Raw genomic sequence first — 23,173 nt, 5'->3', positions numbered from 1 at the left:
AAATTGCCACATCCGGTGGTCCGGTCTGCGGCATATAGGTGGGGAATATCCCCGTTGGGAGCGATTGAAATCAGTTGGGGTAGCGGTGCCGCTCGGTCACATCGACCTGCACCAGACGTCCTTCGTGCACGGTGAGCTGGATTGCGCCGAACTTCAGCTTGTCGAGTGCATCGAGCACCGTCTGGATGGCGCGCGGCACCTCTTCGGAGCCGCCTTTGGCGACCTCGTTGATAGCGCTCATGATCATTCCTTTCCCTCTTGGATTTGCCCCACAAGCATATGCCAAGTGATTTAGTTGACAATGATGGATTTGCTTTTTGCGCCGAAAGGTTCGGTTGTCGCGCCCAATGGATTCATGCGTGCGACGGGCGGAGGGACGTCATAACGCGAGGGATTGCGCGCGAGTCGGAGTGCTGGCAAAGGCAGCCTCAATGAGCAAAATTAACGATCTGATGGCCCGCGGAACCGAGCTTCTCGGCAGCGACTACGCCATCCTATGCGGCGCGATGAGCTGGGTTTCCGAACGCCATCTGGTCAGCGCGATCAGCAATGCCGGCGGCTTTGGCGTGATCGCGTGCGGCGCGATGACGCCCGCGTTGCTCGATGCCGAAATTGCCGGGACCAAGGCGCTGGCGACGCGAAATTTCGGCGTCAACCTGATCACCATGCACCCGCAATTGTTCGAACTGATCGAGGTGTGCGCCAAGCATCGCGTCGGACATGTCGTGCTCGCCGGCGGCCTGCCGCCCAAGGGCAGCCTCGAGGCGATCAAGGCGTCGGGTGCGAAGGTCATCTGTTTCGCGCCGACGCTGGCGCTCGCCAAAAAGCTCGTCCGTTCGGGCGTCGATGCGCTGGTGATCGAAGGCATGGAAGCGGGCGGCCATATCGGCCCCGTCTCGACGAGCGTGCTCGCGCAGGAGATCCTGCCGACGCTCGCCGACGAAGTCCCGGTTTTCGTCGCCGGCGGCATCGGCCGCGGCGAAGCGATCGCCGCCTATCTGGAGATGGGCGCGTCGGGGGTTCAGCTCGGCACGCGCTTCGTCTGCGCCACCGAGAGCATCGCGCATCCCAACTTCAAAAAAGCCTTCATGCGCGCGTCGGCGCGCGAAGCGGTCGCGAGCGTCCAGATCGATCCGCGCCTGCCCGTCATCCCGGTCCGCGCGCTCAAAAATGCCGGGACCGAAGCCTTTACGACGAAGCAGCGCGAGGTCGCGAACAAGCTCGACAAGGGCGAGGTCGACATGATGGAAGCGCAGCTCGAAATCGAGCATTATTGGGCGGGCGCGCTGCGCCGCGCCGTGATCGACGGCGACGTCGAAAATGGTTCGTTAATGGCAGGGCAATCTGTGGGTATGGTATCCGAAGAAGAGAGCGCGGCAGCAATTGTCGCATCTCTGGTGCAACAGGCCGAAGCCGCGTTGCACGCTCGGGGTTGATGCCGCATGGTGATGCGGTTGGGGAGTGGGTATGAATTTGTCGCGTAAGATCATCGTAGCCGGCCTGCTGGCAAGCGTCGCCGCCTGTGCGCCGAAACCCCCGCCGCCGCCCCCGCCGCCCCCACCCCCGCCGGTCGTCGTCACCATCCCGCCGCGGCCGCTGCCGCCGGGCAATGCGGCGCTGACGCAGATTCTCCCCGGGCGCGGGATCGACGGACGCTTCGTCACCGCGAACAGCGGCGTCACCGGCGACCGCGCCTTCTGGCAGCTCAAGATCGGGCTGAACGTCGCCGCCATCGGTTGCCGCGGCGCCGAGGAAACGACGCTGGTTTCCGCCTATAACAATATTATCAAGACGCACGGCAAGGTGATCAAGTCGACCGAGAAAACGGTGATCAAGGACCTCGGCAAGGAAAACAAGAATAACGGCATCGCGCCGCGCGACCGCCTGTCGACGCAGTTGTTCAACTATTTCGCGCAGCCGCCCGCGCAGCGCGCTTTCTGTTCGCGCGCCAACGAGATTGCGCAGATCGTCTCGACCACCCCGACCGACCAACTCGTCGAGCAGTCGCCCGCGCACCTCGCGCGGCTCGACGAGCCGTTCAAGCAATTTTACGAGGCCTATGCCCAGTATCAGGCCGACGTGATCGCCTGGGACGCGAAATATGCGCCGCCGCCGGCCATGATGACGACACCGGTTCCGGCGACGCCCATCGGCCCCGCCATCACGACCGGCTCCACGCCGGTCGCGCCGACGACGGCCCCGACCAGTCCGACCGGAAATCCCTGAAGGTTTTTCGCGCCTCGGGACGGTAGAATAAACAATCGCGCGCGGGGTATTGGCGCGCCCCGCATCCTTCTGTTAGCAGGATTGCGATGACCAACGCCCCGCCACCGCCCTCGTCGGCCGCCCAATCGGCGCGCACCATATTGACCCGACTGCACGAGGTCATGGCGTCGCGCGTCAATGCGCAGGGCAAGCTCAATCAGGTCGTCGGCATCATCGGCGAATGCCTCGATAGCGAGGTCTGTTCGATCTATCTGCTGCGCGACGGCACGCTCGAACTTTATGCGACGCGCGGGTTGAAGCAGGAGGCGGTGCACGTCACGCGGCTCGGCCTCGGCGAAGGGCTGGTCGGCATGATCGCCGACCAGATCGAGACGCTGAACCTCGACGAAGCGGCGGCGCATCCCGACTTTTCCTATCGCCCCGAAACCGGCGAGGAATTGTTCCACAGCTTTGCCGGGGTGCCGATCATCCGCCGCGAGCGCGCGGTCGGCGTGCTCTGCGTCCAGCATGCCGACCCGCGGCGTTACGACGATATCGAGATCGAGACGCTGCAGACCGTCGCGATGGTGCTGTCCGAACTGATCGCCAACGCCGACCTGGTCGACACCGCCGCGCGCACCGATGCCGCCGCCGCCGATCAGTCGGCGCAGCGGCTGGGTGGCCAGAAGCTGGTCGACGGCATGGGCGCGGGGGTCGCGGTGTTCCACCAGCCGCGCATCACGATCGAGCATACGGTCGCCGACGATACCGAGGCGGAACGCCACCGCGTCTACGCCGCGTTCGACAAGATGCGCGAACAGATCGACCGCATGGCGAGTTCGGCCGATTTCGGCGTCGGCGGCGAACATGAGGAGGTCATCGAGACCTACAAGATGTTCGCCTATGACGAGGGCTGGTCGCGGCGGATCAACGAGGCGATCGACAGCGGGCTGACCGCCGAAGCGGCGATCGAGCGCGTCCAGCAGCGCACCCGGATGCGGATGCGCCAGATCGACGACCCGCTGCTGCGCGACCGCATGCACGACCTCGAGGATCTGTCGAACCGGCTGATCCGCATCGTGTCGGGGCAGATGGGCACCGCGGCGCAAATGGGCCTTCGGCACGATTCGATCCTGATCGCGCGCAACCTCGGTCCCGCCGAACTGCTCGAATATGATCGCCGCCGTTTGAAGGGCGTCGTGCTCGAGGAAGGATCGCTCACCGCCCACGTCATCATCGTCGCGCGCGCGATGGGGGTGCCGGTGATCGGCCGCGTCAGCGACGTACGGGCCTCGATCCGCGAGGGCGACCTGCTGCTGCTCGACGCGGCGGCAGGGCAGCTCCATGTCCGCCCGACGCAGGCGGTGCAGGATGCGTTCGACGCCAAGCTCGAGATTTCGCAGAAGCGCCGCGCCAACCTCGCGTCGCTGCGCGACCTGCCCGCGGTCACCAAGGACGGGGTGCCGATCGAGCTGATGATCAACGCGGGGCTGCGCGAAGATGTCGCCGCGCTCGACCTGACGGGCGCGCGCGGGATCGGGCTGTTCCGCACCGAGTTCCAGTTCCTCGTCTCGGCGACGCTGCCGTCGCGCGACCGCCAGCAGCGGCTCTACCGCGACGTGCTCGACGCGGCGGGCGACCGGCCGGTGATCTTTCGCACCGTCGACATCGGCGGCGACAAGGCGCTGCCCTATATGAACGTCGGGGACACCGCGCAGGAGGAAAATCCGGCGATGGGCTGGCGCGCGCTGCGCCTCGCGCTCGAACGCGAAGGGCTGCTCAAGGTTCAGGCGCGCGCGCTGATGGAAGCGGCGGCCGGCCGCACGCTCCACGTCATGTTTCCGATGGTGTCCGAGCCGTGGGAATATGAAGCGGCGCGCAACCTGTTCGTCGGCCAGCGCGCGTGGCTTGCGAGCCACAACAAGAAATTGCCGGTGGCGATCCGCTATGGCGCGATGCTCGAGGTGCCAGGCCTTCTCGAAACGCTCGACCTGATGCTGCCGCACCTCGACTTCCTGTCGGTCGGCACGAACGACCTCACCCAGTTCCTGTTCGCCGCCGACCGCGCGCACCCGCGGCTCGCCGAGCGTTACGACTGGCTCTCCCCCGTCGTGATGCGCTACCTCGCGCGCGTCGTCCGCACCGTGTCCGGATCGAAGGTCGCGCTGGGCGTGTGCGGCGAAATGGGCGGACGGCCCCTCGAAGCGATGGCGCTGCTCGGCGCGGGCATCGAGCGGCTGTCGATCACGCCGGCCGGCGTCGGCCCGGTGAAGGCGATGATCCGCTCGCTCGACCTCGGCGCGCTGCGCGCCGACATGCCGGCGATCCTCGCCCAGCCCACGGCCGACCCGCGCGGCCAGTATCGGGACTGGGCCGAAAGGCATGATGTCGATCTGGGCGATTAATAGTGTAGCCTCCCAGCTAGGATAGTCGCTGGCCGTAGGCCCGCAACGTTTCGCTCGCAACGCGGTCCCAGCTGTAATAGCTCCGACAGAATTCCATCGATCTCAGGAGGAAGGCCTGTCTTTCCCCGGGAGTCCATGAAGCGATCCGGTAAATCGCCGCCTGCCACCGGGATGCGTCGCCCGCGGTGACGAGTATGCCGGTGATGCCATCTTCGACGGCTTGCACCAAGCCGCCCGTTCGCGACGCCACGACCACACCGCCCGCTGCTGCTGCCTCGGTCGCGACCAAGCCGAAGCCTTCATATTCCCCCGATCCGGGTTCTATATTCGGGACTACGACGCAACAGGCGCGCCGATAGGCCTCGACAAGCGCCTCGCTATCAAGGCTGCCCAGAAAATCGACACGGGGATCGTCGAATACTTGCCATTCGCTCTCGTCCCAGCCCGTGCCGGCAACCTTCAACCGAATATGCGACGGCAGGAGAGGAAGGACATTCCGGACGAACCAGGCGCATCCCTTTCGTTCGACCAGCCGGCCGGCGAACAATATATAAGGGTCGCATTCGCCCGTCGGCGGCGGACCCGCGAAATCGGTCGCAAGCGGGACGACCTGCTTTGTCCGCCACCCCGTTTCCGCGGCGACATCGCGCGTCGCGTCCGAATTCGCAATGACGCCGGCCCGTCGCATCAGACGGGAGCCGGTGCGCAGATAATATCCATAGGCGCGCGGCCCGAACCCCTTGCGCCGGGGATAGGCTACGTCGGTGCCGTGCACGGAAATCACCACTTGCGTTCGCCGGGACCGCAGCCGTGCGAACAATCCCAGCGGCCACAATGCAAGATCGCCGACGTGCAGAATAGCCGGCGGTCGGTGCCGGAGCAAAAGGCGCAGGGCAGAGATGACGCCGAATGCCAGCAGTCTGATCGCGGTTGGAGGCAATCCGTTACGACGCCCGGGCAACGCCATCACTTGCACGGGCGCGTCGGTGCACCGGACAAGCGCCTGCGTCAGCTTGACGGAATAGGTTTCCATGCCTCCCACTGCGGGAGGCCATTTCCGGGTGAGGAAGAGAATGGACCTCTCCGTCATATGCACAATCAGGCGGTCGCCGCGATCCAGAGCCTCGCCGCAAACCATCCGCCGAGACCGGGCATAGCGGAGAGCGGATGCACGAGCTTGAGGATATTATAATGGGCAATGGTCTGGATATCGATCGCCGCGCGGTCGAAGCCGGCCGCAACCAATAGCGCGGCGGTCTGGTCGCCGTTGCGGATCGCTATATGTTCAGGAAACTGCGGAATGATGCCGATCTGCTTGGCGCGTTCCATGAAGAAATCGAGATTGGGCGTATGCAGATAGAGAACGCCGCCCGGTCGCAACGAGCGACGGATGGCCGTATATATGTCGATAGCGAGCGCGTCGTCGACATGCTCGGAAAAATCGAGCGTCGCCGCCACGTCGAAATGCCCAGGAAGGCGGCCGCAAAAGTCGCGGATATCGCAGCAGTGAAAGCGGTAGTTGCTACAACCTTCGCGCTCGGCCCACGCATTCGCCGAGGCGATGAAATCAGGAGAAAAGTCCACCCCGTCATAGGTGCGATATTTGCCGCCGAGCGCATGGAGCAACATACCGTTCCCGCAAGCGAAATCGGCCACCTTCGCATCCTCCGCGACGGCCATCCGACGGACGAGGTTGCGCACCCGGTGCAAGGGTTTGGCGTTGTAGCGCTCGACATAATCGCCGCTGTGAAGCGCGACGCCGGGATCGAGCGTTTTTTTGTCGTCAGCGTTCATTGCCGTCCCTTTCCCGCGCCACAACGCCGCGCGTTCCTGCCGATCGCAGCGACGTGCCAATTTCGGTGCCAAGCGCGAGAACGGCGCATCCGCCGATACAGAAAAGGCGGTCGATGCCGACGGCCAGGAATGCGATTCCCGCCGGATAGTCGCTCGCGGTCGCGGCAAGCGCCGCGAGGGATTCGCTTATCCCCAACCCAGCGGGAGCCACCGACGAGGCCGAGCCGAGCAATATGGCAAGAACGAAGGGAAATGCCTGCAAAACACCGATCGGCATGTGCAAGGCCGCAAAAGCGAACGTCAGGCGCAGCGCGGTAAGAAGAATGCCGGCTATGCGATGCGCCAGCGTTTGCAAGGCGATTGCAGCGCCGGCGATCGACCATAACCACAGAAATATCGCGCCGCCGACGAGACCCCCGATCGACAGCAGCGGCATCGCGAACCGCGCCGAAACGGGCAGCAATGTCAGCCCGGCGGCGAACATGGCGAGCGATATCCATAGGATCGCGGTGAAGATGACGAGCGCCGAACTACGCCGCGGGGCGGACCCCGCCTGGATCAATGCGGCCGCGCGAACCACGGCTCCCCCAGGCAGCGGGAGCATCTCGGCAAGATAGGCATAGGCCGAAATCACGGTCGCCCTGCCGACCGGCATCGACAGGCCTGCGCTTCGGGCGAGCAGCCACAGCCCGATCCCGCCGTAAACCAGGGACGGAAGAATCAGACCGGCGAGGATCAGGAGCGGCGTCACGCGCAGTTGGGTCGGCGAAATCGGAAGCGTGCTGAAAGCCCAATATGCACCGGCGAAGAAAAGCCCCCCGGTGACCAGCAACAGGGGAATCCGCCAGCGACGACGCGACCGCGCAAGCACCGCAAGCCTGTCCAATAGCGACACCAAGCATTCGTCCAGTCTCTGCGACAGGGGAATAGCGGTCATAGCTGCACTTTGCCGTCAGAGGACATGCGGGTCCGGGTGATCATCAAATCTCGTCTATGGTAAATAAATCGAAAATATTGACGTTTACTAAATGCCGCGACGGCGCGTCGAAACTGCCACGGTTCCTTGGCGCCTAATAGGCAGTGTACATCAATCCCTCCGGCCAAGCGAAAGCCGGCCGTTCCAGATGATCGCCCCAGCGGAGGACCGCGGCCGAGGTCCGGCCGCCGCCGATCACATGCTTCCCGCGCGACAGGCGGACAAGATTGCCGACGGCATGGCGATGCCCGTCGATCGTCACGGCCCCGCCTTCGACCGTATAGATGCCGGGCACCCTGACATGAACGAGGAGTTCGTCCTCACCCGGTCGAATAGCCTTGCCGGCAACGAACACCCGTCCCCAATGCGGAATATAATTCTCGCGCAGGATTCTGTCGTCTGCCGGGTGAAGATCACTATCGAAATTTGTGTCGTAGAAAATACCCCGCAGAACCACATTATTGGCCAGAAGCATCGGGACCGGCTCGGCCTCCAGCGCATCGCTGAAAATCGGCTCCCCTGACCGGGAATAATTATCCAGCGCCCATCCGCTGGCGAAGTGGTTCACCGCACGCGGAAAGTTTCCCGCCATCCCGCTGTTATCGATGTAGGCGACGGGCACGGGAAATATCGTCTGGATGCCGGTCTGGATCGCCCGCTGGCGGGACAGCACGTCCCGGTCCTGGTTAAGGGACAACAATAGCGAGCCGGCGAGCGGAAGGAACGAAACCGCGACCACTCCGTAGCGCCGGCGGAGCCAGCCCACCACCGGCGCGATGGCGACGGCGGCGGGCGGCAGGATGAAGGCGAAATGATAGGGAAAGGCATTGCGATAGATCGTCACCGTCGCTAGCGGCGCGAGGAGCGAGAGAAAGAGGATGCGTTCCATCCAGCCGCGACCCGGCCAGCAGGCATGAAGGATCGCCGCGAGGATGGCGACCGACAGCAGCGGGGCAAAGGCGATCTGCAGCACGAGCCAGACCCCTTGGGGAAAGACGCCGCCCGAAAACATGCGGTCGATCGAAGCGCGTCCCAGATCGCCGATGTCGCGCAACGCGCCGGCCGGCCCGGTCGTCGGCAGATGCGGCGCCAGCCAGAGCAGCGACAGCCCCGCCAGCGCGACCAGAAGCGCCGCGCCAGCCAGCGCCCGGCGATGGCCCGGCCGTTCCAGTCGGAACAGCAGGACGCCCAGAAAAGCGGGCGCATAAAGCACTGCCTTGATCGTCGAAACGAAGGCCAATCCGACAAGCAAAAGGATCAAGGCGATATTGCTGCCACGCAGCGGACGGCAAAGGATCAGCCACAGCGCCGCCATCAGCAGCGCCGCCGCGATCATGTCGGCGCGCAGCGCGAAGGCGTGCAGGAACACATAGCCGCCGGTCGCATATATCAGACCGCACAGCAGCGCCGTTTCGCGGTCGGCGAAACGGCGCGCCATTCCCGCGATCGCCGCGATCGTGACGATTTCGAACGGAAGGATGAGCAGCCGGATCAGCTGGATATGATCGATATTGTCGCCAGGCAGCGCGGGCACCCAGAAAAACAGCGCGACGAAGGGCGCTTGGAGCCACGGCGCCGGGCGACCGAGAAGATGCTGGTGGATCTGGCTGAAATGGAAAAATTCGTCCCAGTTCACGCTTTTGGAAAAAACGAGCTCGACCTGGAGCAGCAGCACCAGTGCCAGCATCGCGTACAATAGATGCACGGCGGTCGGGCGACGCAATCCCACCGCGATAGATTGTCCATGCGCCCGCGATGCCATGGTCAGCGTGCGGCCCGGCGCTTCCCGCGAGCCTCGCCGGCGACCGGGTCCGTAGCACCGCCGCTCGCGAGGTCCAGATGCGCCTCGATCTTGTGCAAGCGGACAAGGCCGGCTTCGATCAGCTTGCGGTTCGCGGCGATCAGATCGGCGAGCAGGCCCATCACCGCGACCATCGCGCCAAGCACCAGCAGTGCGCCGCCGATCACCAGCGACTGGATGTGCCCGTCGCCGCCGCCTTGCAGGAAAAAGATCAGGAAGCGCACGATCGGCACGACGCCGACGAAAGCGATGACCAGCCCGAGGCCGACGAAGGCGCGCAGCGGGTTATAGGTGGTGTAGGCGCGCGCCATCGTGATGCCCGTATTGACGATGAAGCGCGGGATCGACTTGAACAGGCGCGAGGGGCGCAGCGTGGCGTTGGTACGGATCGGCACGCTCAGGATCGACAGCCGCTTGCGGCCGGCCTGGATCAGCATGTCGGTCGTATAGCTGAACTCGGTCGTGATGTTGATGCGCTGTGCCGCTTCCCGGCTGATCGCGCGAAATCCGCTGACCGCGTCCGAAATCCGCACATTGGCGAGGCGCTGAACCACCCTGCTGCCCAGTTCCTGCAGCCGGCGCTTGACCGGGCCGAAATGCGCATTGTCGGCGACGCCGCGATCGCCGACGACGATGTCGGCGCGGCCGTCGAGGATCGGCGCGACGATCCGGGCGATATCCTCGCCGACATATTGACCGTCGGCGTCGGTGTTGACGATGATGTCGGCGCCCGCCGCGAGCGCGGCATCGATACCCGAACGGAACGCCGCGGCGAGACCGCGGTTGGTGCGGTGGCGCACGACATGATGCACGCCCCACATGCGGGCGACCTGCGCCGTATTGTCGGTGCTGCCGTCGTCGATGACGAGGATTTCGATCGCGTCGATGCCGTCGATCTTGCGGGGCAAGGCCGCAAGGGTAGCGGGGAGATCTTCGGCCTCGTTCAGGCAGGGAATCTGGATGACGAGCTTCATCGTGCCGTTCCTCGGCTCGGCGTCCGCTTGGCCGGTTCGCTCTGATCCATGGAAATTCCCCAAAATCCGTGTCTCTGCGGCTTAGGAGCTTGTGGTTAACATCGCGCTAATGCTTACCTCTCGCGTCATTGCCGAGGTCAATATGTTTATGATATGTTCCCATCGATTCCATAAGGAGAGAGAGATGACCGACCAAGCCCCCCGTGCCAGCGGCCAGTGCCATTGCGGCGAAATCCGCTATTCGATGAGCACCGCCGTGCAGCATCATGCGCTTTGCCATTGCAGCGATTGCCGCCGTCATTCGGGTGCACCGCTCGTCGGCTGGGCGCTCGTCGGAAACGACGAGATCGAGATCAGCGGAACCGCGAAAATCTATGCTTCGTCGGAGCATGGCCGCCGCCATTTCTGCGGCAATTGCGGCACCGGGCTCTTCTATACCAACGAGGCGATGTTTCCGGGGCAGATCGACGTGCAAAGCGCGACGCTCGATGATCCCGACCAGATCCCGGCGCAGGCGCAGATCCAGACCGCCGAACGCATCGGCTGGATGGAGAAGCTCAATGACCTGCCCGCCTTCGAACGCTATCCGCCCTTCGAATAGCGGCGGTCATTATCGTCGGCGGCGACGACCGCCGCGACGAGCTTCGCGATGTCGAGCCGGACCTTGCCGTCGTCATAGCCCTGGCGAACGATCACGAGCGCGCGCGACGGGATGACGATCAGATATTGGCCGCGGTTGCCGAAACCGCCGAAGGCGTCGGCGGGGATGCCGTCCGACTTGGCGAGCAGCCAGAAGCCGGCGCCATAGCCGAAATCCCGGTCGGGCTGCGGACCGCTGGGCGTGGTGACGAAGCGCCGCCAGTCGGCGGGAAGCAGGCGCTCGCCCTGCCACACTCCGTCGTTCTGGTAGAGCAGGCCGAGCCGCGCGAGATCGCGCGCGCTGGTCCACACCTGGCTCGACAGGATATAATCGCCGTCCCCATCATGCTCGGCGAAGGTGCGCGTCATGCCGAGCCGGTCGAAGAAGGCGGCGGGATCGAGCGGCGTTCCCGCCTTTTCGAGCGCGGCCTTCAGCGACAGCGTCGCGAGCAACGTGTCGTTATTGGCATAGCGGTAGCGGCTGTTCGGGGGATTGAGCAGCGGCCATTGCGTCGTCCACTGGCGCACCGATGCGCCGCCCATATAGATGGCGTCGCTGCGGTTGCCCGCGGTATCGCTGGTGAGCCCGCTCGCCATGCGCATCAACTGCTCGGTCGTGATCGCGGCGCGCGGGTCGCCCGGCGTCTGCCACTCGGCGATGAGCGCGGGCTGCGTCACGTCGATCCGGCGCTGCTCGACGGCATGACCGATCAAGGTCACGGCCATCGACTTGGCGACCGAGAAGGTCCGCTGCGCGCTGTGAATGTCATGCCCGCCCCAATAGCGCTCAAGCGCGATGCGGCCGTTCTTGACGATCAGCAGCGAACTGGTGCGGCCGCCGAAGCGGGCCATATCCCTCGTCGCTTGCTCGAACTTCGTCTGTCCCTTGGAAGCCGGCCAGCGCGCACCCTTGTCGCCCATCGGCCAGGGCTGGGCATCGAGATCGGGGCGCCGTTCGAGCGGCTGGCTCGCCGGCCTGGGCTGTGCGCCGATCGGTAGCGTGACGCAGCCTTCGCGCCCGCTCCATTCGGCAATGCGCGGGGGCATGTCGTCGCGCCAGGTCACGCTGACGCGCTTCGCTCCTTCATCGACCTCCGCCTCGAGCGCGCGGACGTCGGCCTCGATCTCGGGGTAGATGCCGGTGAGCTCGTCGCGTTCGATCGCCGCGAGCGACTTTCCCGCACCGTTCCACAGCGACGAGCAAGTGAAAGCGGCGCGATAGCCCGCCGCCCAGGCGCGGGCCAGTTCGGCATCGGGCTTCGGCGCCTGCGCCGCCGCGGGCGCCACACCGGCGAGGAGCGCGGCACCGAGCAGGTGCAGCAGGTCAGGGACGATCGCCGAACGCCCGCCGCTGCGCCTTTTTCGCCCGATCCCACCAGGCGCGGCGCAAGACGTTGGCGACCCGTTCGGGGTCGTTCGATCCGAAACGGACGAGCAGCGCGTGCCATCCTTGATAATGCGGGGTCTGCCAGAAGGTGTCGGGATCGGTTTCAAGCAGGATTTCCTTTTCGTCGGGCTTGCACATGACCGCAAAGCTGCCGGGCTCGCGACCGGGCGAGGCGAGCGCCTTGCCATTGAGCTTGGGACAGGGGGTGCCATAAAAGGACAGCATCTCGACATCGGGAAGCGCGCATGCGAACGCGACCACATCATCCCAGCTGTCGAATTTAAACGCCATCTTGCCCGGTGCAGCTCAGTCTTCCAATGTCCCGGCGGTGACCTCTATGTCGCGCCCCAGGGGCTGCATGGGCTGGAAGCGCAGGCGCGTCAACACCAGCCGGTCGTCCTGAATGTCGAGGTCGAACATGGCGTTGCCGCCGCGCGGGCAGCAATTGCCGTCGCCGTCGCGCGCGACGGGGGCCGACGCGGCCATCTCGGCGAACGCGAACGCGGCCGGGCCGCGCAGCCAATAGCCGGTCGGCAGCAGCTTGCCGCCCTGTTCGGACCAGTCGGACAGATCGACTCGCCGCCATTTGGGCGCGGCGGCATCGCTCATGAAGAGCGCGTCGGCATTGCCGCCCCCGCTCCCCGCCAGCGTGCCGCCGACATGAACGAGCCGCCGCCGGTCGTTGTCGACGACCAGATCGGGCGTGCCGATCGATCCCGAGCTTTCGGCGAAGCCCGCGAGCGTCGGCTTGCCCGCCTTGTCCTGCGCGACAAGCACGAGCATCCGTGTTTGGGCGCCGTCACGCGGAGCAAGGAGCAGCTTTTGCCACAATAGGGTGGTCGAGCGGTCCGCGGTGTTGATCCGCCCGCTTGCCTCGACGGTGCATTTGCCGCCGAAATCATAGAGGCACCGCTGCGCGATACTGGCGAGGCGCGCGCGGGTCAGCGCGATCTTCGCGGTCACCTCCGCCGCGGTGCAAGTGGTTTCGATGGTGCCGCCTGGACAGGACAGAATCGGTGTCGCTGCGGCGGCAAGGACAAGCGCCAATGCCATGATGACTACCCCAGTTCCGGCGCGACCCGACGGGGCGAAATTATATCCTCGAGGGCACGGGGCAAGGCTCGGAAAGACCCCAGTCTCAGTCCTTCGCGCGGCGCCTCTCATCCCACCAGGCAAGGCGCTCGGCGATGCGCTTTTCAAAGCCGCGATCGACGGGGCGATAGAAGTCCGCGGGCGCCATTTCGTCGGGCCAGTAATTGTCGCCCGAAAAGCCGTCGGGGGCGTCATGGTCGTAACTATAGCCCGCGCCATAACCCAGATCTTTCATCAGCTTGGTCGGGGCGTTGAGAATGTTCGCGGGGGGCGCGAGGCTGCCGGTTTCGCGCGCCGCCGCCCACGCGGCCTTTTGCGCCGCATAGGCCGCGTTCGATTTCGGCGCGGTCGCGAGGTAGAGGCAGGCCTGAACGATCGCGAGCTCGCCCTCGGGTGAACCGAGGAACTGATAGGCGTCCTTCGCGGCGAGGCATTGCACCAGCGCCTGCGGATCGGCGAGGCCGATATCCTCGCTCGCGAAGCGGGTGAGTCGCCGGAGGACGTAGAGCGGCTCCTCGCCCGCGACGAGCATCCGCGCGAGCCAGTAGAGCGCCGCCTGCGGGTCCGATCCGCGCAGCGCCTTGTGGAGCGCCGAAATCAGATTGTAGTGGCCGTCGCGGTCCTTGTCGTAGACCGGCATCCGGCGATGAAGGAACTGTGCGAGCTCGGCCGGGTCGAGCGGTTTTTCGATCGTCACCGAAAACAGCGTCTCGACCTGATTGAGCAGGAAGCGTCCGTCGCCGTCCGCGCTCGCGATCAGCGCCGCGCGCGCCGCGTCGGTCACCGGCAGCCGCTGGCCGATCTCGGCCTCGGCGCGCTCGATCAGCGTGCCGAGCGCGCCCTCGCCCAGCCGATTGAGGACGAGCACCTGCGCGCGGCTGAGCAACGCAGCGTTGAGCGCGAAGCTTGGATTCTCGGTCGTCGCGCCGACGAGCACGACGGTGCCGCGCTCGACATAGGGCAGGAAACCGTCCTGCTGCGCGCGATTGAAGCGGTGGATTTCGTCGACGAAGAGCAGGGTGCGCTTGCCCGCCGCCGCCATCTTTTCGGCATCGGCGAAGGCTTGTCGGAGATCGGCAACGCCCGAAAAGACCGCCGACAGGGGCGCGAAGTGCATGCCGACCGCCTCGGCGAGCAGCCGCGCGATCGTCGTCTTGCCCGTTCCCGGCGGGCCCCAGAGGATGATCGACGACAATTGCCCCGCGGCGACCATGCGGCCGATCGCGCCTTCGGGCCCGGTCAGATGCTCCTGCCCGACGACATCGGCGAGCGTGCGCGGGCGCAGCCGCTCGGCGAGCGGCGCGGGGCCGGTCGCGGCGCTGTCGCGCTGGTCGGGTGCGCCCTCGCCGAACAGATCCCCGGCCATCGGACGCTCAGCCCCCGCGCCGCTGTTTCTGGCGGATCAGGCGGATATAGGTGTCGGCGACCGCCTGATTGATCGCGTCCCATTGATAGGCGCCGCTTTCGCGCACCGCCGCCGCCCCATGTTCGGCGCGGAGCCCGGTGTCGCGGCAATAATGCTGGAGATGGTCGGCAAAGCCGGTGATCGATCCGGGGGCGACGAGATAGCCCGTCTGCCCATGCTTGACGATGCTCGCGCTGCCGGTGGCGCGGGCGGCCACCACCGGCAGCCCGCACGCCATGGCTTCAAGAGTCACATTGCCGAAGGTTTCGGTGACCGAAGGGTTGAAGAAGATGTCGCACGACGCCAACGCGTGGGCGAGGTCCTCCCCGCCCTGAAAGCCGACGAAACTGGCGTCGGGCAGGCGCGATTCGAACCATTCGCGCGCCGGCCCCTCACCGATCACGACGACCTTGTGCGGCACGCCGCGCCGCTGGAGCACGTCGATCGCGTCGGCAAAGACGTCGAGCCCCTTTTCCATCACGAGCCGACCGAGAAACGCGATGGCGGGCACATCGTCGCCGATACCGAGCGACCGGCGCCATGCCATATCGCGCCGGCCGGGGTTGAAGACCCCCTGCTCGACGCCGCGCGTCCAGATGCCGATGTCGTAATTCATCCGCTGATCGCGCAGCACCTGCGCGAAGCTTTCGGACGGTGCGATCAGCGCGTCGCACTTGCGGTAGAGCTTGCGCAGCCAGGCGACGACGACGGGTTCGAGGAAGGATAGATTATAATAGCGGAAATAGGTTTCGAACCGCGTGTGCACCGAGCAGGCGACCGGCAGCCGCCGCCGCCGCGCCCATGCCGCCGCCTGCCGCGACACGCGATCTGGGCTGGAGATATGGACGATATTGGGCGCGAAGGCGGTGATGTCCTGGCGGACGCGCGGCGAAAAGCTCAGCGGAATGCGATATTCGCTCCGCCCCGGGATCGCCATCGACGGCACGCTGACGAGGTCGCCGGTCGGCTCGAAATCGGGGTTGGCGACGGTCGGCGAATAGACGCGCACCGCCGCGCCATGCGCCAGCAGGAAACCGACCAGGCGATTGAGCGCCTTGTTCGCACCGTCGGTGGTCATATTGTAATTGCCGCTGAACAGGGCGATGCGAAGGTCGGAAACTTCCATCCGGTCGCGCCTAATCCTTTAACCGTGCATTGGCAATTGCGTCAAAACTCCTCGCTCCGCTCCGACGGTGCTTCGAGATCAACCTCGACGGGCGGGTGGAGGCGCAGGCGATGGACGCGGCGCTCGTCGGCCTCGATCACCTCGATCCGCCAGCCGCTCGGGTGGAGGAGGATCTCGCCGACCTCGGGAACATGCCCCGCGAGGACCGCGGCGAGCCCACCCAATGTGTCGACATCCTCTTCGATCTCAGCCAGACGAGGGTCGATCGCCTCGCCGACATCGTCGAGTTCGGCGCGCGCATCGGCGTCCCAGCAGCCATTTTCGCCCGCGACGATCAGCGGTTCGGGCTCGTCGTCATGCTCGTCCTCGATCTCGCCGACGATTTCCTCGACCAGATCCTCGATCGTCAGCAGGCCTTCGGTGCCCGAATATTCGTCGATGACGATGGCAAGGTGGGTGCGCTTGGCGCGCATTTCGGCGAGAAGATCGAGCACGCCCATCGATTGCGGGACGTAGAGCGGCTGGCGGATCAAATCGAGCAAGGGCGGCGGCGGGCGCCCCTCGGCGAGTACCGCGAACACGTCCTTGACGTGGATCATGCCGACCACCTCGTCGAGATTTTCGCGGTAGACCGGCAGGCGGCTGTGCCCCGCTTCGGCAAACAGCGCGACGACCTCGGCAAAGGGCGCGCTTTCGGAGATGGCGATGATGTCGGCGCGCGGCACCGCGACATCGTCGACGGTCTGTTCGCCGAAATGGAGGAGGTTGCGCAACATCTTGCGCTCGATGGGCGACAGGTCGCCGACGATATTGCTGCCGCGCCGGTCGTCGCCTTCTTCCTCGGCCTCGTCGATGACCTCTTCGATCTGTTCGCGCAGCGACGGTTCCTTGTCGCCGCCGAACAGCAGGTTTCGCAGTCCGGACAGCAGTCCGGACCTACTACTACTGTCCTCTTCCGATCGGTTCGAAGATCCCTGGTCGTCGGGCATTTTTACAGCTTTTCCCTGTTAATCCTGATCCGCATATGGATTGGCGATGCCCAGCGATGCAAGGGCTTTCACTTCGAGCGCCTCCATCGCCGCCGCCGAGGCGTCGTCCATATGGTCGTATCCGACCAAATGGAGCGTGCCGTGGACGATCAGGTGCGTCGCATGATCGGCAACCGAAATGCCCTTCTCTTCCGCCTCGCGCTCGCAGGTTTCGCGCGCGAGCACGATGTCGCCGAGCAGGATTTCGCCGTCATCGCTATTCGCCAGTCCTTCGAGCAGGTCGTCCTGCACCTGCGGAAAGGACAGCACGTTGGTCGGCTTGTCCTTGCCCCGGAAATCGCGGTTGAGCGTATGGACTTCGACATCGTCGGTGAGACGGATCGCGATCTCGACCAGCGGCGCGGCGTCCGCAAGCGCCGCGAAGGGCGTCAGCGCGAGCGCCGCCGCGGCCGCCTCCGCGGCGCGCACCTCCCAATCGAGGGCGTCGGGCCACGGGGTCGCGGCATGGGTTTCGACCGAAAGCATGATGCGGCAACTACCGGCAGGGACCGATGTTGCACAGCGTTAATGCATGTGCCGCAGCTTGTCGGGATTGCGCATCACATAAATCGCCACGATCCGGCCGTCCTCGATGTCGAGCGCGGTGGTCTGCAGCTCGCCGTCGGCCTCGCGCGTGACGAAACCCGGCAGGCCGTTGATCATGCCGGTGTGGACGAGCGTCGAGCCATATTTGCCGAACAGGACCGCGAGGCCGCGGTGCAGTTTGAGCACGACGTCGTGGCCGAGTATCGGTTCCATCGCGGCCGGACGCTTGCCGCCGCCGTCGGCCCACATGCCGACGTCGGCGGCGAGCAGCGCGCCGAGCGCGCCCATGTCGCCGCTGCGCGAGGCGGCGAAAAAGGCGTTGGCGATTTCGATCCCGCGTTCCTTTTCGAGCTTGTAGCGCGGGCGCGCGTCGCGGACGTGGGTGCGCGCCCGCGCCGCGAGCTGACGCGTCGCCGCTGGATCGCGGTCGATCGTCTTCGCGACCTCGTCGAACCCGACGCCGAAGACATCGTGGAGGAGGAAGGCCGCGCGCTCCAAGGGGGAGAGCCGTTCGAGCGCGAGCATCAGCGGCAGCGTGACGTCGTCCTCTTCCTCCTCCTCGACCAGCGGGTCGGGAAGCCAGGGGCCGATATAGGTCTCGCGGCTGTTCCGCGCCGACTTGATCTGGTCGAGGCAGAGGCGCGTCACGGTGCGGCGGAGAAAAGCCGCGGGCTCGCGCACCGCATCGCGGTCGGTGCCGAGCCAGCGGATGAAGGCGTCCTGCACCACATCCTCGGCATCGGCGACCGAGCCGAGCATGCGGTAGGCGACGCGCGTGAGGAGCGGGCGCAGCGGGTCGAAACTGACCGCCGCGTCCTCCGCATCGACGCCGTCCCGGACGCCTTCGGGGGTCATCAGGCGGCCTTCGCCGGCGCGCCGCCCTCGTAAAAGAGCTCGAAGCCGACCGCGATCCGGTTCCAGCCATTGATGACATTGATCATCACGGTCAGGTTCATCTGTTCCTCCGCGGTGAAATGCGCGTCGAGCGCTTCGCGCGCTTCCTTCTGTGTGTGCCCTTGCGAAAGGCGGGTCAAGGCGTCGGTCCAGGCGAGCGCGGCGCGTTCGCGGTCAGTATAGACCGGCGCTTCCTGCCATGCGGCGAGCAGATAGATGCGCTGTTCGGTTTCGCCCTTCGCGCGCGCTTCGGCGGTGTGCATGTTGATGCAGTTGGCGCAGCCGTTGAGGATCGACGAGCGGATCTTCACCAACTCGATCAGGCTCTTCTCCAGGCTTTCCTGCGCGGCGAGGCTGACCGCCATCCACTGCTTCATGAGCTGCGGCGAGGCGGCAAAGGGGTCGGTTACCTTGGACATATCGTGTCTCCTTCGGGGGGTTGTACCGGTATGACGAGACAGGCGCGGCGAATGTGACATGGCGCGCGAAAAACTTTTCCCGGCCGGTCGTTTTTTGCCGTTCCACGCCCAAAGGCCCCGGAAACGCGCGGTTTCGGATAATGCGCTTTCAGCCCTCGCCAAGCTGCACTAGCATCGCCCCGTTCTTGGCAGGAGGGGAAAGCTTATGAAATTTCTGGGTGGTTTCGGCGAGCAGGCCTATGCGCTGCTGCGCATCGTCGCGGGGCTGCTGTTCCTGGCGCATGGCGTGCAGAAATTCTTCAATTTCCCGGTCGCCTTCCCGATGCCGCTGAACCCGATGCTGCATGCCGCGGGAATCATCGAACTCGTCGCGGGCGCCCTGATCGTCATCGGCCTGTTCACGCGCCCCGCGGCCTTCGTCGCCAGCGGCATGGCCGCGGTCGGCTATTGGATGATGCACGGAAGCAAGGGCCTCTATCCGATCGTCAACGGCGGCGAGACGATCGCGCTTTATTGCTTCATCTTCCTGTTCATCGCGACGCGCGGCGCGGGGATCTGGAGTGTGGATGGGGCGAAGAAATAGGCGTCTTGGAAAAGCTAATCCGTACAATGACGAATATATGTGTGCCGATCATTATTGGCGGAATAGCGATCGCCATGGCTGTGCGTATCGGTTCCGCCGTCTCGGACGGAAACTATGAGGGACTCTGGAAAGAAATACTCGGCTTTCTGACGTTTATCGCATTCACCCTGTTTGTTCGGCACGCGACGATTTTGCACTTGGACGCAGAGGAACGTTAGTCCGCAAAGAAAACAGGGGGCGGCCCTTTCGAGCCGCCCCCAGGTGCGGGCTTCACATGGTGAAGGTCGTCAGAGCCCCTGCGTGTTCGTTTCGATCAGCTTCTTCGCCTCGGCGATCGCCTTCGCCGTCGTCAGCTTCTTTTCCTGAACCTCGTCGGCCATTTCGAGCAGGCGGCCGCTGATCACCGTGCCGGTATCGGCCTTTTCCTCGATCGCGATGCCGCCCTTGGTTGCGGCGACGCGGTCCCATTCGGCGCGCACCGCGGCCCAATATTCCTTTGTCGCCGCCCAATAATCGTCTGCGGCCTTCACGTCATATTGGTCGTATTTGGTATAGGTGTTGAGGACATATTCCTGGACGATCGGCACCAGCTTGCCGTCCTTCGTCCCCATTTTGGTATTGTCCTGCCAGTGGATCCAGCCGTCGGGCGAGGGCTGGTGGCGGTTGATCGAAAGGTAGCGGTCGTAGACCGGACTCCGCACGGCGTCGCGGCGCGCGAGCGGGCGCCACGTCCAGCTCGAACGCCAGCGGCGGATGCCGCCCTGCGTTTCGAACTGGCCCCAGCCGGCGTAACGCGGGCTGTCGTCGACCTGATAGACGGTCTGCGACCAGCGGCCGGTGCGCATCCGTTCGGGGACGTCTTCCCACGCCCAGGTGTTGCGGTCCGAATAGGCGAGGATCTTCGCGGGCTCATATTCCCAGTCCTGCCGCCAATGCTTGATCACGAAGCTCTTGTCGTCGTCGCCGGTGATGACGAGCATATGCTGGAGTATGATCTTGCGGCCGGTGTCCTCGATCACGCGCACGACTTCGTGGCCGCCCGATTTCTTGGGTTCGAGCACTTCATAACCGGGGTCCCAGCGCGTCGATTCCTGCATGTTGAAGCTGACGCGATAATTGCCCGCCATCGCGAGAATGTCGGCGCGGTCCTGCTCGAAATTGGCGGCGGCGTCCTCGGCGGCGATCGGCGGGTGGGCGGAGGCGACGGCGGGCAGCGCGGCGGTGAGCAGCAACAGGCCGACGGCGATCTTGCGATAATTTTTCATCGGTGCAGTCCTTTTCTTGTTTAGAAGCGGAAGCTCAGCGAGGCGCTCACATTGCGGCCGGGCTGCGTATAGGCGTCGGTGACGGTCGAAGTGGACGCGAGCCCGCGCACGTCGCTCCACCACGCATATTTTTCGTCGAGGATGTTGAAGACGCCGGCGCGTAGCGTCAGCCCTTCAACAATTCGCACGAAGGCGGTCGCGTCGAGGATGGTGAAGCCGTCGGGGCGGAAGCATTCGCCGGGGGCGCAGACGCCCTCGGTCCGCGACGCTTCCTTGCGCGCGCTGTGCGTCATGATCAGCTGGCCGCCGAAACGCCCCGCGGGCTCGCGATAGCCGACGCCCGCGACGAGCTTGAGCGGATCGATCGTCGACAGCGGCGCGCGCGTGCCGTCGGGCAATATCTCGTTGCCCTTCGCATAGGATAGGGCGAGCGTCGTATACAGGCCGGACGACGCTCGCCCCTCGAACCGCGCTTCGGCGCCTTTGACGCGGGCGCGGTCGAGATTCACGAATTGATAAACGGCGGGATCGGCGAGCGTGAAGCTGCCGCTCACCACTTCCTGACTGATGAAATCCTTGTAGCGCGCCGAAAAGGCGGTGACGTCGAGGCTGACATGATCGCTGGAAAAGCGGATGCCGCCCTCGAAGCTTTCGCTGCGTTCGGGGCCGAGATCGGGGTTCGGCGCCGATGTGTAGCCGAAGGCGAGATTTTCGAAAAACTGGTTGACCTGCCCCGGCTCCGGTGCCTTGAAGCCGGTCGCATAATTGGCGAACAGCCGCACGCTGTCGGTGATCTTCCACAGCGCGCCGAACTTGGGCGACAGGCGCGACCCGTCCTGCCCCGCGCCGCTGAAGGCGGGAAGCAGCGGGTCGTCGTCGGGCGACAGGTCGTACCAGTCGAAGCGCAGCGCCGGATAGAGGATCAAGCGGCCGTCGGCGATGCTGATTTCGTCGCCCGCGAACAGACCGGCGCGGGTGAAGTCGGTGCTCGGGAAAGCGCGCGTCGGAAAGACTTCGCCGAAGGGCGGGACGGTGCCGTCGCGCAGGCCCCGCTGGCGCGTCTTGCTGATGTCGCCGCCGAAGACGAGCCGATGCGCGAGTCCGCCGGTCGCGAAGTCGGCGCGCGCATCGGCGGCGGCGCCGATGACGCGGTTCTCGAAGGTGTTGAGGCGCGTGCGGTCGGCGGCGGACGTCCGATCCTCTTCGGTATATTGATTGTCCTCGCCGTCCTGCCAGTAAAGCGCGACGCGCGCGAAATCGATCGCCCCCTCGCCTTCCCAGCTCCAGTCGAGCGAGACGCGCTTGCGTTCGCCGCTGTCGAAGCCTTCGAGCCGTTCGACCGACGCGCTGAGGCCCGTCAGGCCGTTGGTGTAGAGGTGCGTGTCGAGATATTCGCCCGTCAGGCGCAGCTTGTGACCGTTCGCGGGGTCATAGACGATGCGGGCGAGCGCGGCGTTCGAGCGGCCGTCCTGCGGGTTGGGCTCGGTGCGCAGCGCGCCGGTTCCGCCGACCTCGCCCTTGTTGTCGAGCTCCTGCCAGTCGCGGCGGGTATAGGCGGCCATCAGCGACCAGTCGCCGCTGCGCCCCGCGAGGATCGCGGTTTCGCTGAATTCCTCGTCGGCGCTGCTGTAGCCCCCGCGGAGGAGACCGCCGATAGTCTTGCCCGTTTCGATGAAATCGGCGGGGTCGGCGGTGATGAAGCTGACCGCGCCGGCAAGCCCGTCGCTGCCGTAAAGCGCCGACGAAGGACCGCGCAGGATTTCGACCGACTTGATGAGGCCGAGGTCGACATAGTCGCCGCGGCCCGACGCCTGCGCGCCGAAGCTGAAGCCGTCGGGGACGCGCACGCCGTCGACCTGGATCAGCACGCGATTGCCGCCGATGCCGCGGATATTGAAGCTCTCGTTACCGGCGCGCCCGGTCGAGCCCAAGGCGGCGCCGAAGCGCGCGGGCTGGCGCTGGACGCTGACGCCGGGTTCGAAACGGACGAGGTCGCGGATGTCGGTGACGAGTTCGTCGGCGATCTGCTCGTCGGTCTTGACGCTGACGGTGACGGGCAGGTCTTCGGCCTTCACCGCGGTGCGCGTCGCGGTCACGACGAGCTGATTCTTGCGCGCCAGCCAATATTCGCCGTCATTGTCCTGCGCAAAGGCCGGCGCGGCGGTGGCGGCGAGCGCAAGGCCCAGCGCGCTGCCGGCGGCAAGGCGACTGAAGGACGGCAGATTATGGCTGGTCAATTTTCTTCCCCTGATTATCTTGCGATTGACTCGCAATAGCGGCGCTCTAGGCGCGCGTAATCAGGGGGTCAAGATGCTATTGCGAATCGTTCTCGAAAATATTGTGGAGGTGGAGCAGGCTAGGTGGGTGTCGTCCGGAACGATTCTCAAGGGGGTCATGGATCGCGGGGTTCGAGACCGCTTTCGACCGCTAGTTGCCCGTCCCTCACCTCGTCATTCCCGCGAAAGCGGGAACCCAGCGATGGGCAAGCCGACGAACGCTCTGGGTCCCCGCTTTCGCGGGGATGACGAAAAATAGGGAATACCCGTCAACGACCGTTCTGGCCTTCCTCGTCACCCCGGGCTTGACCCGGGGCCTGCCTTGCCTTTTCGCCGTCGTCAGGAAGAAAAGGCGGGT

General features: G+C 65.2%; 23 protein-coding genes. 6 read left to right on the top strand and 17 right to left on the bottom strand.

Annotated features, from left to right (window positions below; all coding sequences use genetic code 11):
- Window positions 1–70 precede the first annotated feature (70 nt).
- Window positions 71–241 (bottom strand): YezD family protein, encoded by a 171-nt coding sequence (locus VFG17_RS10920; protein ID WP_325029490.1) that lies wholly within the window; start codon window positions 239–241, stop codon window positions 71–73.
- 190 nt (window positions 242–431) lie between these two features.
- On the opposite strand from VFG17_RS10920, the gene VFG17_RS10915 reads away from it, so the two are divergent.
- From VFG17_RS10915 to ptsP, 3 genes are all read left to right on the top strand, one after another.
- Window positions 432–1,436 carry an NAD(P)H-dependent flavin oxidoreductase gene (locus VFG17_RS10915; protein WP_325029489.1) on the top strand — a complete coding sequence of 335 codons (1,005 nt, stop codon included), beginning with the start codon at window positions 432–434 and terminating at the stop codon, window positions 1,434–1,436.
- Window positions 1,437–1,467: 31 nt separating this feature from the next.
- Window positions 1,468–2,226, top strand: a complete 759-nt coding sequence (locus VFG17_RS10910) for a hypothetical protein (protein ID WP_325029488.1) — start codon at window positions 1,468–1,470, stop codon at window positions 2,224–2,226.
- Window positions 2,227–2,312: 86 nt separating this feature from the next.
- Window positions 2,313–4,610, top strand: a complete 2,298-nt coding sequence (ptsP, locus tag VFG17_RS10905; protein WP_325029487.1) for a phosphoenolpyruvate--protein phosphotransferase — start codon at window positions 2,313–2,315, stop codon at window positions 4,608–4,610.
- A gap of 16 nt (window positions 4,611–4,626) precedes the next feature.
- Here the strand turns inward: ptsP and VFG17_RS10900 are convergent, their stop codons facing one another.
- The 4 genes from VFG17_RS10900 to VFG17_RS10885 form a co-directional block, all read right to left on the bottom strand.
- The gene (locus VFG17_RS10900) at window positions 4,627–5,748 is read right to left on the bottom strand and encodes a glycosyltransferase family 4 protein (protein ID WP_325029486.1); all 1,122 of its coding nucleotides are present in this window, start codon (window positions 5,746–5,748) and stop codon (window positions 4,627–4,629) included.
- Window positions 5,709–6,404: a class I SAM-dependent methyltransferase gene (locus tag VFG17_RS10895; RefSeq protein ID WP_325029485.1), complete on the bottom strand. Its 696-nt coding sequence runs from the start codon at window positions 6,402–6,404 to the stop codon at window positions 5,709–5,711. Before VFG17_RS10895 ends, VFG17_RS10900 begins: the two co-directional genes overlap by 40 nt.
- Complete coding sequence (locus VFG17_RS10890; RefSeq protein ID WP_325029484.1) at window positions 6,394–6,888, bottom strand: hypothetical protein; 495 nt, start codon at window positions 6,886–6,888, stop codon at window positions 6,394–6,396. The genes VFG17_RS10895 and VFG17_RS10890 overlap by 11 nt, the downstream gene beginning before the upstream one ends.
- Window positions 6,889–7,474: 586 nt before the next feature.
- The gene (locus tag VFG17_RS10885; RefSeq protein ID WP_325029483.1) at window positions 7,475–8,749 is read right to left on the bottom strand and encodes a hypothetical protein; all 1,275 of its coding nucleotides are present in this window, start codon (window positions 8,747–8,749) and stop codon (window positions 7,475–7,477) included.
- Between VFG17_RS10885 and VFG17_RS10880 the strand changes: the two genes are divergently transcribed.
- A complete protein-coding gene (locus VFG17_RS10880) occupies window positions 8,738–9,079 on the top strand; it encodes a hypothetical protein (protein ID WP_325029482.1) in 342 nt (113 codons plus the stop codon). The two genes, VFG17_RS10885 and VFG17_RS10880, sit on opposite strands and share 12 nt — an antisense overlap.
- 65 nt (window positions 9,080–9,144) lie before the next feature.
- Here VFG17_RS10880 and VFG17_RS10875 read toward each other — a convergent pair whose 3' ends face one another.
- Window positions 9,145–10,155, bottom strand: a complete 1,011-nt coding sequence (locus tag VFG17_RS10875; protein ID WP_325029481.1) for a glycosyltransferase family 2 protein — start codon at window positions 10,153–10,155, stop codon at window positions 9,145–9,147.
- Window positions 10,156–10,339: 184 nt separating this feature from the next.
- On the opposite strand from VFG17_RS10875, the gene VFG17_RS10870 reads away from it, so the two are divergent.
- Window positions 10,340–10,756, top strand: a complete 417-nt coding sequence (locus tag VFG17_RS10870) for a GFA family protein (RefSeq protein ID WP_325029480.1) — start codon at window positions 10,340–10,342, stop codon at window positions 10,754–10,756.
- Here VFG17_RS10870 and VFG17_RS10865 read toward each other — a convergent pair.
- The 9 genes from VFG17_RS10865 to VFG17_RS10825 form a co-directional block, all read right to left on the bottom strand.
- Entirely contained in the window at window positions 10,738–12,081 is a 1,344-nt protein-coding gene (locus tag VFG17_RS10865; protein ID WP_325029479.1) for a serine hydrolase, read from the bottom strand. The genes VFG17_RS10870 and VFG17_RS10865 overlap by 19 nt on opposite strands.
- A 37-nt stretch (window positions 12,082–12,118) precedes the next feature.
- A complete protein-coding gene (locus VFG17_RS10860) occupies window positions 12,119–12,472 on the bottom strand; it encodes a hypothetical protein (RefSeq protein WP_325029478.1) in 354 nt (117 codons plus the stop codon).
- 15 nt (window positions 12,473–12,487) lie between these two features.
- Window positions 12,488–13,234 carry a hypothetical protein gene (locus VFG17_RS10855; protein WP_325029477.1) on the bottom strand — a complete coding sequence of 249 codons (747 nt, stop codon included), beginning with the start codon at window positions 13,232–13,234 and terminating at the stop codon, window positions 12,488–12,490.
- 85 nt (window positions 13,235–13,319) lie between these two features.
- Window positions 13,320–14,639, bottom strand: coding sequence for a replication-associated recombination protein A (locus tag VFG17_RS10850; protein WP_325029476.1), 1,320 nt, complete (start codon window positions 14,637–14,639; stop codon window positions 13,320–13,322).
- 7 nt (window positions 14,640–14,646) lie between these two features.
- On the bottom strand, window positions 14,647–15,804 hold the full coding sequence (locus VFG17_RS10845) for a glycosyltransferase family 1 protein (protein ID WP_325029475.1): 1,158 nt from the start codon (window positions 15,802–15,804) through the stop codon (window positions 14,647–14,649).
- Between the two features lie 41 nt (window positions 15,805–15,845).
- Complete coding sequence (locus tag VFG17_RS10840) at window positions 15,846–16,793, bottom strand: hemolysin family protein (RefSeq protein ID WP_325029474.1); 948 nt, start codon at window positions 16,791–16,793, stop codon at window positions 15,846–15,848.
- 18 nt (window positions 16,794–16,811) lie between these two features.
- Complete coding sequence (gene ybeY, locus VFG17_RS10835) at window positions 16,812–17,318, bottom strand: rRNA maturation RNase YbeY (protein ID WP_325029473.1); 507 nt, start codon at window positions 17,316–17,318, stop codon at window positions 16,812–16,814.
- Between the two features lie 39 nt (window positions 17,319–17,357).
- Entirely contained in the window at window positions 17,358–18,233 is an 876-nt protein-coding gene (locus tag VFG17_RS10830) for a sigma-70 family RNA polymerase sigma factor (protein WP_325029472.1), read from the bottom strand.
- Window positions 18,233–18,691 carry a carboxymuconolactone decarboxylase family protein gene (locus tag VFG17_RS10825; protein ID WP_325029471.1) on the bottom strand — a complete coding sequence of 153 codons (459 nt, stop codon included), beginning with the start codon at window positions 18,689–18,691 and terminating at the stop codon, window positions 18,233–18,235. The genes VFG17_RS10830 and VFG17_RS10825 overlap by 1 nt, the downstream gene beginning before the upstream one ends.
- Before the next feature lie 205 nt (window positions 18,692–18,896).
- Here VFG17_RS10825 and VFG17_RS10820 point away from each other — a divergent pair, with 205 nt between their 5' ends.
- Window positions 18,897–19,274 carry a DoxX family protein gene (locus VFG17_RS10820; protein WP_325029470.1) on the top strand — a complete coding sequence of 126 codons (378 nt, stop codon included), beginning with the start codon at window positions 18,897–18,899 and terminating at the stop codon, window positions 19,272–19,274.
- 287 nt (window positions 19,275–19,561) lie between these two features.
- Here the strand turns inward: VFG17_RS10820 and VFG17_RS10815 are convergent, their stop codons facing one another.
- Together VFG17_RS10815 and VFG17_RS10810 are read right to left on the bottom strand one after the other, a co-directional pair.
- Entirely contained in the window at window positions 19,562–20,539 is a 978-nt protein-coding gene (locus VFG17_RS10815; RefSeq protein WP_325029469.1) for a DUF6607 family protein, read from the bottom strand.
- 20 nt (window positions 20,540–20,559) lie between these two features.
- The gene (locus VFG17_RS10810) at window positions 20,560–22,776 is read right to left on the bottom strand and encodes a TonB-dependent hemoglobin/transferrin/lactoferrin family receptor (RefSeq protein ID WP_325029468.1); all 2,217 of its coding nucleotides are present in this window, start codon (window positions 22,774–22,776) and stop codon (window positions 20,560–20,562) included.
- Window positions 22,777–23,173 lie beyond the last annotated feature (397 nt).

Origin of the sequence: Sphingopyxis sp. (genome assembly GCF_035686825.1) — a bacterium.
Classification (GTDB): Bacteria; Pseudomonadota; Alphaproteobacteria; order Sphingomonadales; family Sphingomonadaceae; genus Sphingopyxis.
This window is presented reverse-complemented; position numbering and strand designations above follow the sequence as displayed.

Bases quoted from the DNA above. Each gene is read 5' to 3' on its own strand.
- VFG17_RS10920 (WP_325029490.1), bottom strand. From the start codon at position 241: ATGAGCGCTATCAACGAGGTCGCCAAAGGCGGCTCCGAAGAGGTGCCG.
- VFG17_RS10915 (WP_325029489.1), top strand. From the start codon at position 432: ATGAGCAAAATTAACGATCTGATGGCCCGCGGAACCGAGCTTCTCGGC.
- VFG17_RS10910 (WP_325029488.1), top strand. From the start codon at position 1,468: ATGAATTTGTCGCGTAAGATCATCGTAGCCGGCCTGCTGGCAAGCGTC.
- ptsP (WP_325029487.1), top strand. From the start codon at position 2,313: ATGACCAACGCCCCGCCACCGCCCTCGTCGGCCGCCCAATCGGCGCGC.
- VFG17_RS10900 (WP_325029486.1), bottom strand. From the start codon at position 5,748: ATGGTTTGCGGCGAGGCTCTGGATCGCGGCGACCGCCTGATTGTGCAT.
- VFG17_RS10895 (WP_325029485.1), bottom strand. From the start codon at position 6,404: ATGAACGCTGACGACAAAAAAACGCTCGATCCCGGCGTCGCGCTTCAC.
- VFG17_RS10890 (WP_325029484.1), bottom strand. From the start codon at position 6,888: ATGTTCGCCGCCGGGCTGACATTGCTGCCCGTTTCGGCGCGGTTCGCG.
- VFG17_RS10875 (WP_325029481.1), bottom strand. From the start codon at position 10,155: ATGAAGCTCGTCATCCAGATTCCCTGCCTGAACGAGGCCGAAGATCTC.
- VFG17_RS10870 (WP_325029480.1), top strand. From the start codon at position 10,340: ATGACCGACCAAGCCCCCCGTGCCAGCGGCCAGTGCCATTGCGGCGAA.
- VFG17_RS10860 (WP_325029478.1), bottom strand. From the start codon at position 12,472: ATGGCGTTTAAATTCGACAGCTGGGATGATGTGGTCGCGTTCGCATGC.
- VFG17_RS10855 (WP_325029477.1), bottom strand. From the start codon at position 13,234: ATGGCATTGGCGCTTGTCCTTGCCGCCGCAGCGACACCGATTCTGTCC.
- VFG17_RS10850 (WP_325029476.1), bottom strand. From the start codon at position 14,639: ATGGCCGGGGATCTGTTCGGCGAGGGCGCACCCGACCAGCGCGACAGC.
- VFG17_RS10845 (WP_325029475.1), bottom strand. From the start codon at position 15,804: ATGGAAGTTTCCGACCTTCGCATCGCCCTGTTCAGCGGCAATTACAAT.
- VFG17_RS10840 (WP_325029474.1), bottom strand. From the start codon at position 16,793: ATGCCCGACGACCAGGGATCTTCGAACCGATCGGAAGAGGACAGTAGT.
- ybeY (WP_325029473.1), bottom strand. From the start codon at position 17,318: ATGCTTTCGGTCGAAACCCATGCCGCGACCCCGTGGCCCGACGCCCTC.
- VFG17_RS10830 (WP_325029472.1), bottom strand. From the start codon at position 18,233: ATGACCCCCGAAGGCGTCCGGGACGGCGTCGATGCGGAGGACGCGGCG.
- VFG17_RS10825 (WP_325029471.1), bottom strand. From the start codon at position 18,691: ATGTCCAAGGTAACCGACCCCTTTGCCGCCTCGCCGCAGCTCATGAAG.
- VFG17_RS10820 (WP_325029470.1), top strand. From the start codon at position 18,897: ATGAAATTTCTGGGTGGTTTCGGCGAGCAGGCCTATGCGCTGCTGCGC.
- VFG17_RS10815 (WP_325029469.1), bottom strand. From the start codon at position 20,539: ATGAAAAATTATCGCAAGATCGCCGTCGGCCTGTTGCTGCTCACCGCC.